The organism is Filimonas zeae, assembly GCF_014641615.1.
Classification (GTDB): domain Bacteria; phylum Bacteroidota; class Bacteroidia; order Chitinophagales; family Chitinophagaceae; genus Filimonas; species Filimonas zeae.
Genome location: NZ_BMIB01000004.1, coordinates 1,206,250 through 1,221,319, shown reverse-complemented (window position 1 = coordinate 1,221,319; position 15,070 = coordinate 1,206,250). Strand labels below are relative to the sequence as shown.

11 protein-coding genes are annotated in these 15,070 nt (G+C 48.3%); 4 read left to right on the top strand and 7 right to left on the bottom strand.

Going from position 1 to position 15,070, the window contains the following annotated elements; genetic code table 11:
- Positions 1–3: 3 nt before the first annotated feature.
- The 4 genes from IEY13_RS23565 (at position 4) to IEY13_RS23550 (ending at position 3,237) form a co-directional block, all read left to right on the top strand.
- Positions 4–399, top strand: coding sequence for a response regulator (locus IEY13_RS23565; protein ID WP_188956871.1), 396 nt, complete (start codon positions 4–6; stop codon positions 397–399).
- A gap of 331 nt (positions 400–730) precedes the next feature.
- The gene (locus IEY13_RS23560) at positions 731–1,201 is read left to right on the top strand and encodes an ankyrin repeat domain-containing protein (RefSeq protein ID WP_188956869.1); all 471 of its coding nucleotides are present in this window, start codon (positions 731–733) and stop codon (positions 1,199–1,201) included.
- Positions 1,202–1,374: 173 nt separating this feature from the next.
- Positions 1,375–2,208: a CvfB family protein gene (locus IEY13_RS23555; RefSeq protein ID WP_188956867.1), complete on the top strand. Its 834-nt coding sequence runs from the start codon at positions 1,375–1,377 to the stop codon at positions 2,206–2,208.
- A gap of 12 nt (positions 2,209–2,220) precedes the next feature.
- Positions 2,221–3,237, top strand: a complete 1,017-nt coding sequence (locus IEY13_RS23550) for an isoaspartyl peptidase/L-asparaginase family protein (RefSeq protein WP_188956865.1) — start codon at positions 2,221–2,223, stop codon at positions 3,235–3,237.
- A 163-nt stretch (positions 3,238–3,400) separates the two neighbouring features.
- Here the strand turns inward: IEY13_RS23550 and IEY13_RS23545 are convergent, their stop codons facing one another.
- From IEY13_RS23545 to IEY13_RS23515, 7 genes are all read right to left on the bottom strand, one after another.
- Positions 3,401–4,735: a TldD/PmbA family protein gene (locus IEY13_RS23545; protein ID WP_188956863.1), complete on the bottom strand. Its 1,335-nt coding sequence runs from the start codon at positions 4,733–4,735 to the stop codon at positions 3,401–3,403.
- Between the two features lie 3 nt (positions 4,736–4,738).
- Positions 4,739–6,373 (bottom strand): TldD/PmbA family protein, encoded by a 1,635-nt coding sequence (locus IEY13_RS23540; protein ID WP_188956861.1) that lies wholly within the window; start codon positions 6,371–6,373, stop codon positions 4,739–4,741.
- Between the two features lie 160 nt (positions 6,374–6,533).
- Positions 6,534–7,868: a TldD/PmbA family protein gene (locus tag IEY13_RS23535; protein WP_188956859.1), complete on the bottom strand. Its 1,335-nt coding sequence runs from the start codon at positions 7,866–7,868 to the stop codon at positions 6,534–6,536.
- Positions 7,869–7,878: 10 nt separating this feature from the next.
- Positions 7,879–9,516, bottom strand: coding sequence for a TldD/PmbA family protein (locus IEY13_RS23530; RefSeq protein ID WP_229687983.1), 1,638 nt, complete (start codon positions 9,514–9,516; stop codon positions 7,879–7,881).
- 101 nt (positions 9,517–9,617) lie between these two features.
- The gene (locus IEY13_RS23525; protein WP_188956857.1) at positions 9,618–11,387 is read right to left on the bottom strand and encodes a hypothetical protein; all 1,770 of its coding nucleotides are present in this window, start codon (positions 11,385–11,387) and stop codon (positions 9,618–9,620) included.
- Positions 11,384–13,564: a DUF4175 family protein gene (locus IEY13_RS23520; RefSeq protein WP_188956855.1), complete on the bottom strand. Its 2,181-nt coding sequence runs from the start codon at positions 13,562–13,564 to the stop codon at positions 11,384–11,386. The genes IEY13_RS23525 and IEY13_RS23520 overlap by 4 nt, the downstream gene beginning before the upstream one ends.
- The gene (locus IEY13_RS23515) at positions 13,557–15,068 is read right to left on the bottom strand and encodes a BatA domain-containing protein (RefSeq protein ID WP_188956853.1); all 1,512 of its coding nucleotides are present in this window, start codon (positions 15,066–15,068) and stop codon (positions 13,557–13,559) included. Before IEY13_RS23515 ends, IEY13_RS23520 begins: the two co-directional genes overlap by 8 nt.
- Positions 15,069–15,070: the final 2 nt, after the last annotated feature.

The following is a 15,070-nucleotide window of genomic DNA, read 5'->3' as shown; positions in this document are numbered from 1 at the left end:
GCTATGACAAAAAATATTTTACTGGCTGATGATGATGGAGATGACCGTTTGATATTTACCCAGGTGTTTGAACTGTTGGGTAGCAATAAGGCTAAACTGTCTATTGTAGAAAACGGCCTGGAGGTAATTGACTTTCTGGATAAGGCGGCAGACAATGAATTGCCCAGCCTGATAATCCTCGATCACAATATGCCTAAAATGAACGGCAAACAGGCATTACATTATATAAAGAGTACGGAGCGCTATAAGCATATTGATGTTATTATTTACTCCACTTACAACGATTCTCCTTTTGTGGAAGAATGCGGCAAATTAGGAGCCGCTTCTATTGAAGTAAAGCCCAGCTCGTACGAAGAATACGTAAGCATGGTGCAGCGTTTTCTGGATTTTACTAACTAACGTTCCTTTTTTGCGGCTTTAAGCCGGTTTTAACCTTAAATAGCACTTTACTAAAACTGTTTAGCGATTAATTTTCCTTATTCGTCGATTAACGGGTGTTTTTTGCTGCGCATAGCAAACGATTTATAATCATTTGCAGGGCATTCCTTTATATATATCGCATATACTTTTAAGCTTATTTATTCAACGTTAAAACTGCCGAAATGTGCCGGATTGGGGCATCCAAATAGCCAAATAAGTCGTAACTATGCACAAGAAATCGTACCTGAACAAAATGAATAGACGTGGTTGATCAGCACAATACGTTGAATTTCATTGTAAATGAAAAAGAATGAAAACTACAACTTTTGCAATTCTGTTCACAGTTATTGCTCACGTGAATGGCTTTAGCCAGAAAAATCTGGGTGTTTTTGATGCTGTAAGATTCAATGACTCTACCACCTTGTCTCTTTGTTTACATGCTGGTTTAAAAGTAAACACCGCAAATTATGGCGGAAACACACTATTGATAGAAGCAGCAAGAACCGGTAGCTTTGCCGCGGCTAAAGTGTTAATAGCACATGGTGCTAAGGTAGATGCACAGAATGAGTTGGGTAATACCGCTCTTATGGAGGCTTCTTTAAGAGGTAACGAGCAAATGGTAGCGCTTTTACTGGCTGCCGGTGCCAATACCACCAAAATTAATAAGGCAGGCGAAACGGCCTTTTCTATAGCTGAGGAGTTTGAAAAAACAGCAGTAGCAACATTGCTGGGTGGAAAAGAAGGAAATAAAAAAGAAGAATACGCCAGTAGCAAAAGATAATAACTATTTTAGTATCAATAGCATTTTATAGACGCGTTCTATAAAAACAAGGACGGTAAATTCTTTTATCGTCAGCGTAAAATCCCCGTTTTTTATATTCCAATTATCCTAATGAGGAAGGAGCCGCTCCCCGTAGCGGCTCTTTCTTTTGTACCTTTACTAAAATCGGGTACATGATAGAGGTAGGTAAATTCAATAAACTGAAGGTGGTTCGCCAGTCTGAGATTGGTGTTTTTTTAGACGACGGAGATAAAGGTATTCTGCTGCCAAGGCGTTTTGTGCCCAGAGGCACGCAGATTGACGACGAACTGGAAGTTTTTCTATACCACGATTCCGATAACCGCTTAATAGCCACTACCCAAAAACCGCATGCGGTAGTAGGGGATATTGCTATGATGAAAGCAGTGGCGCTTTCTCCACACGGGGCGTTTTTAGACTGGGGGCTGATGAAAGACTTGTTCGTAGCCAAATCGCAACAGCTGAATTTCATGCGCGTAGGGGGCGAGTATCTGGTGTCATTATATATAGATGAGCAAACCGGCCGCGTGGCTGCTACCGAAAAAATTGATCGCCTGCTCAGCAATGATAATCTGACTGTAAAAGAAAAAGATCCGGTAAACCTGGTGGTATACCGCCGTAGCGATCTGGGATACGTGGTAATTATCAACAACGTACACACCGGCATACTTTATTACGATGAAGTGTTTGGCGATCTGAAACCGGGCGATAAGCTTACCGGTTTTATAAAAAAAATCCGTCCGGAAAATAAGATAGATGTGGGTGCAGGTGTACGCGGCTATGCGCGCGTAGAAAACGAAACCGATAAAATTTTGCGTATGCTGCAGGAGAACAACGGTTATCTGCCCTATCACGATAAATCAGACCCCGATGAAATTTACCGGGTGTTCAGTATGAGCAAAAAGGCCTTTAAAATGGCTACCGGCGCTCTGTACAAACAACGTAAAATCAGTTTTACCCAAACAGGAATGAAACTGGAAGAGCAATAAATCCAAAACTACATGTTACACCGCAGGCACTTTTTAAAACTGGGTACCCTGGGGGTATCCGCTTTTCCTTTTATCAGTTATGGTAACCGTAACAGCAGCAGTGCTCCACGCCCATTGGTTATCTCTACCTGGAATGAAGGTATCAACGCCAACAAAGCCGCATGGAGCATTCTGGGCAAAGGTGGCAGTGCGCTTGACGCGGTAGAAGCAGGCGTACGTGTAACAGAAGATTCTATTAACTGCTGCGTGGGCCTGGGGGCCAACCCCGACCGCGATGGCCGTGTAACGCTGGATGCCTCTATTATGGATGAACATGGTAACTGCGGTGCGGTAGCTTTTCTGGAACGTATTAAACACCCCATTTCTGTAGCCCGCCGGGTAATGGAAAAAACACCGCATGTAATGCTGGTGGGTGAGGGGGCGCAACGTTTTGCAGTGGCAGAAGGCTTTCCGCTGGAAGCAGAAAAACTCTCATCCGATGCAGAAGCTGCCTATAAAAAGTGGCTGGAGAAATCGCAGTATAAACCCATCGTCAATATAGAAAACATTGGCCATGGTCCATTTGCTCCGGCAACACTCGACAATGGCAATCTCAACCACGATACCATAGGTATGCTGGCCATGGATGCAGCCGGTAACATGAGTGGCAGCTGTACCACCAGCGGCATGGGCTTTAAAATGCGCGGCCGCCTGGGCGATTCTCCTATTATTGGCGCAGGTTTGTTTGTTGATAATGAAGTGGGCTGCGCTACCTCTTCCGGTTTAGGGGAAGAGGTAATTAAAGTGTGCGGCACCCACCTGGTAGTGGAACTGATGCGCCAGGGCCACAGCCCCGAAAAAGCCTGCCGCCTGGCAGTAGAACGTATTGTAAAAAGAAACAAGGGTAACGTAAAAGATATTCAGGTGGGCTTTATTGCTATTAATAAAGCAGGCGAATACGGAGCCTACGCCATACAAAAAGGCTTTAACTATGCCGTTTGTTCCGGCGATAGTGGTAGTGTAATGGTAGATGCAAAATTTCTGGTGTAGCCCTCTGGACATTACTGACATTTAAGAAGCCAGGCACGGATAACGTTACATTCTCTGGAATGAATAAAAAATGCCCCCTGAAAGTGTGTTACTTTTTGGGGGCATTTTAGTGATATACAGTTGTTTTATTGATAGGCCTGATGGTATCAGTAATTACAACGCTTTAAATAGCATCCGATAATGAAGTGAAAGTAAAATCTCTGATTTTCATTGGTGGTATCAGTGCCTGAATATCCGATTCTCCGCTAACGGTGCGCTCTGGCTTGCCCAGTTCTTCCAGATTATTGAGCATAATAATAGGGCTCTCATTAAAACGGAAGTTCTTAACCGGATATTTAATCTGTCCGTTCTCAATATAAAAAGTACCATCCCGTGTAAGGCCCGTGTATAACAATGTTTGCGGGTCCACTTCACGTATGTACCACAGGCGGGTAACCAGTATGCCTTTTTCGGTGCCTTTAATCAGATCTTCCAGACTGGCGCTGCCGCCTTCCATAATAGCACTGTCAGGAAAGGGAATGGCTTTTACGTTTTTCTGTTGAGCCCAGTATCGGCTGTAAAACAGATTCTTCATCACCCCTTTGTCTATCCAGGTTACTTTTTCCTGTGGTCTGCCATCGCCCGTCCAGGGGCTGGTAGGCATATCGGGGTTTTGAGGATCAGAATAAAGGGTTACCCTTTCATCTACCAGCTTTTCTCCCAGTTTGGTTTTACCGCCGGGCTTGCTCAGAAAGCTGCGGCCTTCATCTGCACTGCGTGCATCCATATTCATAAACATGGTTTCCAGTAATACAATGGCAGCGGCAGGCTCCAGTATTACTGTGTATTTACCGGGCTCCAGTGCGCGGGCGTTGGAAGAGGCTGCAGCTTTTTGTGCGGCTACGCGGGTGGCGGCAGCTACATCCAGCTTGCTTACATCGTTATAACCTTTGGAGGCATAGCCTGAGCCTTTACCGTCTTTGGTGCGCAGTGTTACGTTAAAGCTTACGTTGGTAGAGGTATTATAAGCAAACAACCCCTTACTGTTCATCATAGCAGCAAAGCCTGCATTGTTATCCCAGAAGCCGGCGGCTACCAGGTCTTTCTCATTGGCAACTGCTAAGCTTTGCGCTACGGCATCGGCCCGCATTTTAGGGGTAATGCCGGCAGTGGCCGGTACATAGGTTTTGGAGCCTGCATATTGCTGTGGTGCCAGCACCGGCATATGCTCCGGGTTTTCCGGCGCCAGGCGTGCCAGCTCTTCCGAGCGGCGCACCGCCTTCTCCAGCGAAGCATCATCATATTCATTAATAGTGGCAGTACCCACTTTTTTGCCAAAGGAAGATTGTACAATCAGCGTGGTACTGCTGATGCCCCCGCTGGTAGATACGGCATTGCGTGCGTAACGTATATTGCCGCCGTCTGAACCATAAAGGTTTACTTCACATTCATCGGCTTTGGAAAAGGCAAGCACTTTTTTAAGTAATGCCTGCGCTTCTTCTTTACTAAGTATAGGCATAAATTAAATTTTACGGGCTGTGTTAATAACGTTTACTCCATTAAACCGGGCGGTGGAAGCGCCGTGCGATACGGCGCTGGACTGGCTGGGCTGCCCCTTGCCATCAAAGAAAGAACCACCCAGGCGGTAATCTTCTTTACCGGCAACTGCGGCACAGCTGTTCCAGAACTCCTGTGTATTGCTCTGGTACGCTACGTCTTTCAGCATACCTGCTATTTTGCCTTCCTTAATTTCAAAATACAGCTGTCCGCTGAACTGGAAATTATAACGCTGCTGATCTATGGAGTAAGAGCTATCGCCTATAATGTATATGCCTTTTTCTACATTTTTAATAAGGTCGTTGGCGCTTTGGTTACCTGCACCGGGTTGCAGCGATACATTGGGCATACGCTGAAACTGCACACTGCTCCAGTTGTCGGCGTAGCAGCATCCCTGCGAGGAATCCAGCCCCAGTATATGTGCCTGATCACGTATGGTTTGGTAGTTGGTTAAAATGCCATCTTTAATCAACGGCCATTCGCGGGTAGCAACACCTTCATCATCATAGCCCACTGCCCCCAGCGATCCGGGTTGTGTTTTATCAGCCATAATGTTTACCAGCTTACTGCCAAAGTTGAAGTTTTTCGATTGCCATTTATCCAGCGTAAGAAAACTGGTGCCTGCAAAGTTGGCTTCGTAGCCCAGTACGCGGTCCAGCTCTGTGGGGTGACCAACCGATTCATGTATAGTCAACCACAGGTGCGAGGGGTCAAGCACCAGATCGTATTTGCCAGCTTCTACAGATTTCGCTTTCATCTTCTGCTGTACTTCCGCAGCGCCGTTACGGGCATCTTCCAGCATATCATAACGCTGCTTGTACAGGGTGGTAACACTTTTAATTTTATCTGTGGGGCGTGCGTTCAGGTACTCATAACCCATACCCATCGGCGCGCTTAATGCATTGCGTGTTTCAAACTTACCGGTGGCCTCGTCAATTTTAGTAATAGTAAACGTGGGCCATATGCGGTGAATATCCTGATCTATATAAGACCCATCGGTAGAGGCAAAATACTTCTGCTCGTTTACCAGAAACAGAATAGAGTTTACATAATTGGCACCGCCCTTCATAGCGGCATCGTTAACCGATAGCAGCAGGTCTACCTTCTCTTTAATGGGCACTTCAAAAGCATTCTTTTCAATAGGGGCTTTCCATTGCACCTCGCCGTAGCCTTTCTGCGGGGCCAGTATTACCGGCTCTTTCAGCAGGCGGGCATTTTCTTTAGCAATCTCTACTGCCAGTGCGGTGGCTTTGGCAATGCCATCGGCATCTGTTTTGTCAGTAGCAGCAAAGCCCCAGCTGCCATTGGCAATTACCCGGATGCCAATACCGTACGATTCGGTGTTGGTAATGTTTTGTACTTTGTTCTCACGTGTAACCACATACTGGTTTAAGTAACGGCCAATGCGTACGTCGGCGTAAGTAGCCCCTTTTGAGGTTGCCTGATTCAGCGCAATATCCGCCATCTGTTTTTTAATGGCAGGGTCAATGGTGGTCCAGGGGCTGTCCAGCGGAACCTCTTTGCCAAATGCGGGCATCTTTGGCAGAAGAGTTGCGCCCAGTCCCATACCTGTCATGTAAAGAAAATCTCGTCTTTTCACAATAGTTCTGGTGTTTGAGGTGAATAATAGGCAGAAATTAACGATAGGGAATTTACCTGTTTTTTATGGAAGAATAACGGCATTGTGACGAGCGGTAGCAGGTACCAATAAAAAGAGGGTGTATGGAACTTCATACACCCTCTTTCTGAAATAAGAATATCTATATCGCGTCTGACAGAGACGTAAACGTAAAGTCTCTTATTTTCATCGGCGGTATCAGATAGCTTCTGTACGATTCAATACTGATAGTGCGCTCCGGTTTGCCCAGTGCCTCCACGTTATTAAGCATAATAACAGGGCTTTCGTTAAAGCGCATATTCTTGATCGGGAATTTAATCTGGCCATTTTCAATATAAAAAGTTCCGTCACGAGTAAGGCCGGTAAGCAGCAGCGATTGCGGGTCTACCATGCGTATATACCACAGGCGCGAAATTAATATGCCTTTTTCTGTGCTTTTAATCAGTTCTTCTAAACTGGCATCACCACCAGTCATAATCATGTTAGAAGGAAACGGAACAGGCTGTACATTTTTCTGCTGCGCCCAGTAGCGGTTATAAGCCAGATTTTTTACCACCCCTTTGTCTATCCAGCTGGTGCGTTCCAGTGGAAAGCCATCCCGGCTCCAGGTGTTGGAAGGTAATTCAGCATTAAACGGATCAGAGTACAGGTTTACTTTTTCATCCATCAGCTGCTCGCCCAAACGGTTGCCGCCACCAGGTTTACTCATAAAGCTGCGGCCTTCATCGGCACTGCGTGCATCCAGTCCGCGAAACATGTTCTCCAGCATATAAGCGCCTGCAACCGGCTCCAGTATTACGGTGTACTTACCGGGCTCAATAGCTCTGGCGCCGGCAGAACCATTGGCTTTGCTGGCAGATATTTTAGTAGCGCTGTGTGTATCCAGCTTGCTGATGTCGTTATACCCTCTGGCGGCATAGCCCGAACCGGTACCCGCTTCATTGCGGGTGGTAATACTAAACACCACATCGGTATCCTTGTTATAGGCAAACAATCCTTTAGAGTTTGCCATTGCGGTAAAGCTGCTGGTATTTTCAATATACCCGGCGCTTTGCAGGTTGGCTTCCTTTGCCACTTTTATGCTTTTTGCTACTGCTTCGGCCCGTGTATCGGGGGTAATAGCCGCGGTGGCAGGTACCCAGGTAATGCTTTCTTTATATGTTTGTGGCCCCAGTAGTGGTACGTATTCCGGATTTTCCGGAGCCAGCTGTGCCAGTTCTTCTGCACGCCTTACCACTCTTTCCAGTGCAGCATCACTAAACTCGTTAATGGTAGCGGTGCCTGTTTTTTTGCCAAAGGTGGCACTAACCGAAAGCGTAAGGTTGCTGATGTCGCCTGCGGTAGATACTGCGTTACGCGCATAACGTATGTTGCCTCCTTCAGAACCGTTGAGGCCAACCTCGCATTCGTCTGCTTTGGAATAGCTCAGCACTTTTTTCAGTAGTGTCTGCGCCTGTTCTTTCGTAAGTATTGCCATGTTAGTAGTGTCAGATTTTACGTGCGGTGTTAATAACGTTTACTCCATTAAAACGGGTGGTGGAACTGCCGTGCGATACAGCATTCGACTGCGAAGGCTGCCCTTTACCATCGTTAAAGGCGCCGCCCAGGCGGTAGTCGCTGGCATCGGCAATGGCGGTACAGCTGTTCCAGAACTCCTGCGTGTTGGCCTGATAAGCCACGTCGTTTAACATACCCACTATTTTACCGTTTTTGATTTCATAGAAGGTTTGCCCGCCAAACTGAAAATTATACCGTTGCTGATCAATAGAGAAAGAACCATCACCTACAATGTAAATACCCTTTTCTACATTCTTAATCATATCGTCTACACTTAACGGACTGGTACCCGGGCGCAATGATACGTTAGGCATACGCTGAAACTGTACATCTGCCCAGGTTTGGGCATAGCAGCAGCCCTGCGATTCTTTCAGGCCTATAATATGCGCCTGATCGCGGATGGCCTGATAATTTACCAGCACCCCGTTCTTAATAATATCCCACTCTTTACATTTCACCCCTTCATCGTCATAACCTACTGCACCCAGTGAGCCCGGTTGCAGTTTGTCGCCCACAATATTCACCAGGTCGCTGCCAAACTTAAAGTTGCCTGCCTTCCACTTGTCCAGCGTAAGAAAGCTGGTGCCTGCATAGTTGGCTTCGTAACCCAGCACACGGTCCAGTTCCGTAGGGTGCGCTACCGATTCGTGAATCGTCAGCCACAAATGCGATGGGTCAAGCACCAGATCGTACTTACCCGGCTCAACAGATTTCGCTTTCAGCTTTTGCTCTACATCTGCTGTGGCATTCTTAATATCTTCCAGCAGATCGTAGCGTCCTTTATAACGCGTAACAATACCCGCAACACGCGTGTCTGCCAGCGGTGTAAGGTATTCATACCCCATACCCGATGGAGCGCTTAACGATTTGCGCGATTGAAACTTATTAGAAGCCCGGTCTATTTTAGTAACCGTAAAAGTGGGGAAGATGCGGTGTATGTCCTGATCAATATACGAGCCGTCTGTTGATGCAAAATACTTTTGCTCGTTCACCGCCAGAATTGCCGAGTTAACAAAGCTGGCGCCGCCCTGCATGGCAATGCCGTTTGCCTGTAACAACAAATCTACCTTGTCCTTTACCGGAACTGTAAAAGCGTTCTGCTCAACCGGCGTTTTCCAGGTTACCTCGCCATAGCCTTTCTGCGGTGCCAGCTGTACCGGCTCGGTAATTATTTTTGAATTGGCTTTGGCCACTGCCACCGCTTTCTCAGCTGTACGGGCAATGTCTTCTTTGGTAAAGCTGTTGGTAGCAGCAAAGCCCCAGCTGCCGTTGGCAATTACGCGTATGCCTACACCCAGCGATTCTGTGTTGGCAATGCCCTGTACCTTCTTCTCGCGCGTGGTTACAAACTGGTTCAGGTAGCGTCCGATACGAATGTCTGCATACGTAGCACCTTTGCTGGTAGCTGCCTGTAAGGCCACATCGGCCAGTGCTTTTTTGGTGCTAACGTCCAAACCTTCATACAAAGCCTCTTCAGCAGTAATGGGATTACCCAGCAGTGAGAACTTAGGCAGCATCATAGCGCCTATGCTCATGGCAGAGAGGTGGAGAAATTCTTTTCGTTTCAAGGTATTACCTCCTTGTTAGTTTTTGGTGAATAATAAAACACCTTACTCATGTGTTTGCAGATAAAGCAATCTACGAAATTTTACTCCGGCTCTTTTTCATATTACCGCTTTTTTCGGTCTGTATACCGTGTCTTACCCTCCCACCACAAAAAGGTGCAGGCCGCCAGCAACAATATCCAGGCGTATACAGGGGGCAGCTTGTGGTTTACAATAGCGGGTTGCTTTTTAGTGCCGGATGTATTTTTCTGTAAATAAGCGCGTTCCAGTGTAACAGCCCGCTTTTCCATTGCACGTACCATTTTCCAGTGCTCCGGCAAATAGGCATACCACGGGGTATTGCTGTTGGCAGCAGGTATTGTTTGCCAGCCGCTATGTACCGGCCAGTAACTGCCCTGCCATATAAAAGGCAGCAGTTGCTGCTGAGCAGGCGCCACCAGATGCCCGTTTACCAAAGGAGGCGCAATAGTGCTATCTGTAGTATTGCGATATAATACCGCAGGCTGGTGTACTACCGGTAACGCGGGTGCAGTAAACCATTGCTGCGCCGTAAAATCCGGCCGGGCTGCCTGCTGTAATAATGTACTCCATACAGCGGCATAGGTTTGCTGGTTACCCGCAAGCTGCCAGCTATACGTATTGGTAAGGGTACTCATAACCACATGCCCTGCCCCATACAACCCCGCTGCTACACGCAGATGCTGCTGCACATCGCTATACAAAGGAAGCAGTGCCGCTGAGGGAGTAATATATAACGGGAGAGAAGCAGGAAGCGCCGCATTGCCCGTACCCGGTACAGAAAGCGTAAGGTTTTGTGGTACAGCCCCTGCCTGCTGTACAGTCAGTGAAGCCGTGCTTAACCAGGCAGGAAGTTTACTGCTGTCTGCCAGCACAACCATACCCATTGCCCGGGTGGCTATCTGTTCACGTAGGGCTGTTAACTCAGCAGGCGCAGCCGTTTGTAAAGCGGCGGCATCGGTTACTACCACATCAAACTGCGATAAAGTAGCTGGTGTAAGCTGTTCCAATGCTACCTGCCGGTGGTTGGCGTAGCTGAACTGATATTTGTTTTTACTGATGGCTGTACGCGAGGCTATGCTATACCCATTATCTGTTAACCAGTTGGTAAGAAAGCGGTATTCAAAACCCGGTGCTGCTGCCAGTATCAGTACAGATAAAGGCGTGTGGCTGTTTACCACTACAGGCACCGGCTCTTTGCTCAATGTGTCTTTTCCCGAAAGCGTGGTCAACTGATAAAGCGCTTTCTCTTTATGCACAGGCAATGCCTGTAACTGAAACAAAGTATCGGTGCCGGCAGCTATGGTGCAGCTATCCAGTAAGGTGTGCTGCCCGCTTAACTGCAACTGCACAGGTGTAGTGCCGGTGTTATTATAGCGCCCCTGCACCAGCAGTGGTTGCCCCTGTAAAAGCTGCTGCTGCCAGTGTATCTGTACTATGCCGGAAGGTGCAGTAAGGTGCGGTACTATGGATGAAGTGCCGGATATGCGTTCCAGTTCTGTAGCAGACAGTCCGTATCCAAAAACATGTACCTGGTAATGGGCAGCAGACGACAGCTTCCACAGTTCGTTAGCACTGTACCGGCTAACATCTCTTCCTGCAAAACGTTCAAAGGTTGCCAGTGAATCGCGCTGTACGCCATCAGTGGTTACTATTACTACTTCCGGCTCAACAAGCGATAAGCTGGTATAACTCACGGGTATAGCCAGCAATGTAAGCGCTGCTACTGCTGCAAATGCGGCTGTCATACGCAGCAGGCGGAAACGCTTTTGTGTTCTGCGGAACTCCAGCCAGCAAAGTATGGCGGCGATAACCACACTTATAATAAGCACTATCAGTTCACTCTGCCTGTTCATAGCTGCTTACCGGCTTTTAGCTGTTGAAAATATTGTTGCGATAAAGCAGGCATGCCGCCGGAGGCAGGGGCGGAGGGCAGTTTGCCTGGCGCAGGTGTTAAGCGGTGCAATGCTTTCAGGGTAACGGCTATATCTGCCGCTCGTCCGCCTTGCGGCAGCCGGGTAATGCGTTGCAGGGCTTCGTAAGCAGAAAGGTATAGCGATGGCTGTGCAGCTGCGGCTTTACCCAGTTGTGGTATTACCTGCTGTAACAATGCATTGTCTGTGGCAGATAACACAGCGCCGGTTTGTGCCTGCTCCAGTAAACTCATCGCCAGGCGTAGTGTAGTATACGGGTTGGCGGTATCTGTTTGCTGTTTCTGATATACCGGTGTTATAATTTTATCCAGTTCGCCCGTAAGCCGTTTCTCCGGTTTCAGCGGCGGAAGTTTAGCGCTGGTTTTACCTACGTAAGAGCGTGATTTCTGTTGCAGATCTTTCAGCAGGCGCAATGCCTTGTACTCATAAGGCAACGCCTCTCTGGGTGTAAAGGTACGCAGCCTTAACTCCGCATTCCACATCTCGGCAAGCGTGGCTTTTAATTGCTTTTTGGTTTCGGGGTCAAAAAAAGTGGCGTCTTCTGCTATATCGTGCTTGTGCGAAAAAGCATCCAGTATTTTATCCGCGTTGTTAAAGTCTTTGGCTGTGTTTTCCTGGTGGTGCGCATGGCCATCGTGTTCATCGTGGTCATGTTCATCATGGCCGTGCTCATCATCTTCCACCCGCTCTTCACCAATATGCGTTTCAGACTCTTCACCCAAAAACCTGCCATAGCGCAGGCGTAGTAATTTCTGATCCACGCCCAGGTCATTGCTTTTTTCGTTAAAGGCTTGTATGCTCATGGTGGCCTGGTCGCGCAGCAGTTGTTCTGTTTCAATAATAATCTGCCGCTGACTTCTGAAGTATTCCGGCTTCAGGTTTACGCCGGATACAATGCCATCCATGCTCATCAGCTGAGCAGTATCGGGCAGGGTAACAATATAAATATCCGAACGGGTTTGCTGCCCGCGTGTATCTGTTGCTTTTACATAAAAATACAGCTCATCACCCGGCTGCATCTGCAAGGTTTTCAGTTGCAGTAATTGTTGCAGCCTGTAGCTGGTATCGTGCGCCGCAAAGCTGTTGGTAAAAGCAAGCTGCTGCTCTTTAAACTTCACCGCCTCGCCGCTGCCGCTGGCAACAGTTGCTATAATAGTGGCGCCCGCCACGCCGTAGTCGTCGCTTACCTGTAAGCGAATGCCCACCTGCTCCGGCATGCCGTAATCAATAACGGTATGGGGGCCGGGTGCCTGAAAACTAATGGCCGGTGGCTGGTCTTTAATACTTTCTATTTTATAAAACTCAGACAGCTGCTGAGCCAGCTGAATACGGTAAAAGCCGGAGTGTGTTAACGTAGTGCCGGCCTGCCATTGCGTGTGACTGCTGTCTGTAGCGCGAAAGCGCAGGCGGGTAGAATCGTTAAATAGTATCTGCAACGTTTCCACAGGTTGTGTGGTGCGGATACGCCAGTTTACCGCGACCCCTTCTTCTACACGCAGGTTTAACCATTGCTGCTGCCTGGCAGCCTTACCTGTATACGCGGGTGGCTGTATATGCACAGTTGCGCCTGCAATACCTGGTGGTAATTGTTCCGCAACCACCGGCCCGCTGGTTGCTGGTGTATCTGCTTTATCTGAATGCCGTTTGCCTGCGGTTTGTGTAATAAGCAAACACAGTAGCGCCGATCCGGTAAAGAACAACAGTCCTCTTTTCAGCACACGCTGCATAGGTGGTACAGGCTTTAACCGTTGCATTACCGGAGTAATACGCAGTAGTTGCAGTTGCTGTAGCGGACTGGTGCTGTCTGGTGGCAGCAGCAATAACTCACTGCTCTCTTCCAGTTCCGGTATCTGCCGGTTAAGGTATTGAAGAATGTCTTTTTCTGTAATACGCCATTGTGGCCACAAAAACATGGCAACGCCCATAGCTGCTGCTGCAACCGGAACTACCCACCACCACGATGCATGGAGTAGTGTGTGTAACAAAGCACCTGTAACCAATGCACTGCCAGCTGCCAGTAATCCGCAATACAGTAAGGCCTGCCTGCGCCAGTTGCGTCGCCATGCATATAGCTGTTGTGCGGGGGTAAGGTTATGCATACGCCCCTCCTTTGTTTTTGTGCGCCAGCAACCGTTCGCACAACAATACTATGGTTGTCAGCAGCCAGCATAAAGGTTGCAGGGGGGTAGTGTTATCCGGGGCATGCGTAGTGCCCGATGCAATGCTTGTCTGTGGCTGTAACTGTGCACTATCTATGCTGCGTATATCTGCTGCATCTGTGGCATCAGCAGCAGTGCCGCCTTCCAGCAGCAACCGGGTAAGCAGTGCGGGAAAATCAGCACTCCATGTAAGTGTATTCCACAAAGGGCTGAAGCGTGTAGCCAGCCGGTAGTAATGAGGCTGGTTAAGTGTTGTATATAAAACAGGTTGCCCCCAGCCGTTCCGCCATAATACCCGCAGGCTGTCTTCCGGCGTGGTAACAAGGTTGTACTGCCGTAGTGTTACCGGCTGCATGGGCTGCCCGGTTTGTAACACAGAGGCGGCGGTACTTGTTTTGCCATTGTGATATGTAAGTACATTTTCTGCCTGTAAAGCAGCAGGTACAGGTTTGGCAGATAGCCACATCAGCCAGCTATATGGCTGCGCGGGCGGCGTGCTGCTGAAAGTAACAAGCTGAACAGGCAGCTGCAGGCTGGATTGTATAGCCGTTATAGCTGCCTGTATATACCTGGCGTCCTGTGGGTAATCACCGGTATATAATGCAATGCGGCAAACGGTGGTATCTATTTTTACCAATGCTGCTCCGGGCAGTGAAATACGCCATGTCCCATCCTGAAATCTGCGTACCGTAAAGCTGTCGTGGTTGCCTGCTGTAAAGGGTATTGTATGATAGCTATAGATTAACGAGGCTGGCGTGCTGTGTGCCATTGCTATCCGTATAGTGCCGGAGTCGCCGGTTTGCCCGGATGCAGGAGGCATCCGCCAGGCACTGGCAATAGACCGCCTTGTTTCGTTTTCAGGCGTAAAAGTAAACCAGTGTATGTTAGAAGGCAGTACTGGTTTTTCGCCGTTGAAATAACGTAATTGGTTAGCTGAATAAATATAAACCGGCATGCCATGTTGAGCCTTTGCTGTTAATTTGGGCAAAGGCGCCCAGTAATTACCCGTTTGCTCAGGGGGGCTCATCTTATCTGTACCAAAGAACCGGGAAGTATCCACCGGGGTAAAATCCTCTTCAAGAAAACGTAGTTCAAATCCCTGTTGCAGTAAAGCGTCAATGGCCGGCTTAAAATGCTGATAGGTTTGTTTTCCGTAATCAGGTGCCAGCAGCACCCATCCCTTTTTAGTACTACTGCTACGTGCTACCCACACAGGCTTTGCCAGCAACAGCGCCACCAGCAATATCAGCAAACACCGCAGCAGTAGTAGCGGAATATCTGTCAGCCGCCGGTTTAGCGAGGCCTGCCGTGCATGCTGTTGCATCAACTGTATGCTGCCCACCTGCAACACCTTGCCCTGCCGGATGTTCCAGAGGTGCAGCAGCAGGGGTATAATAACAGCAGTACCTGCCCAGAGCCATATAGCATTTGTTAGTTGCAGCAAGG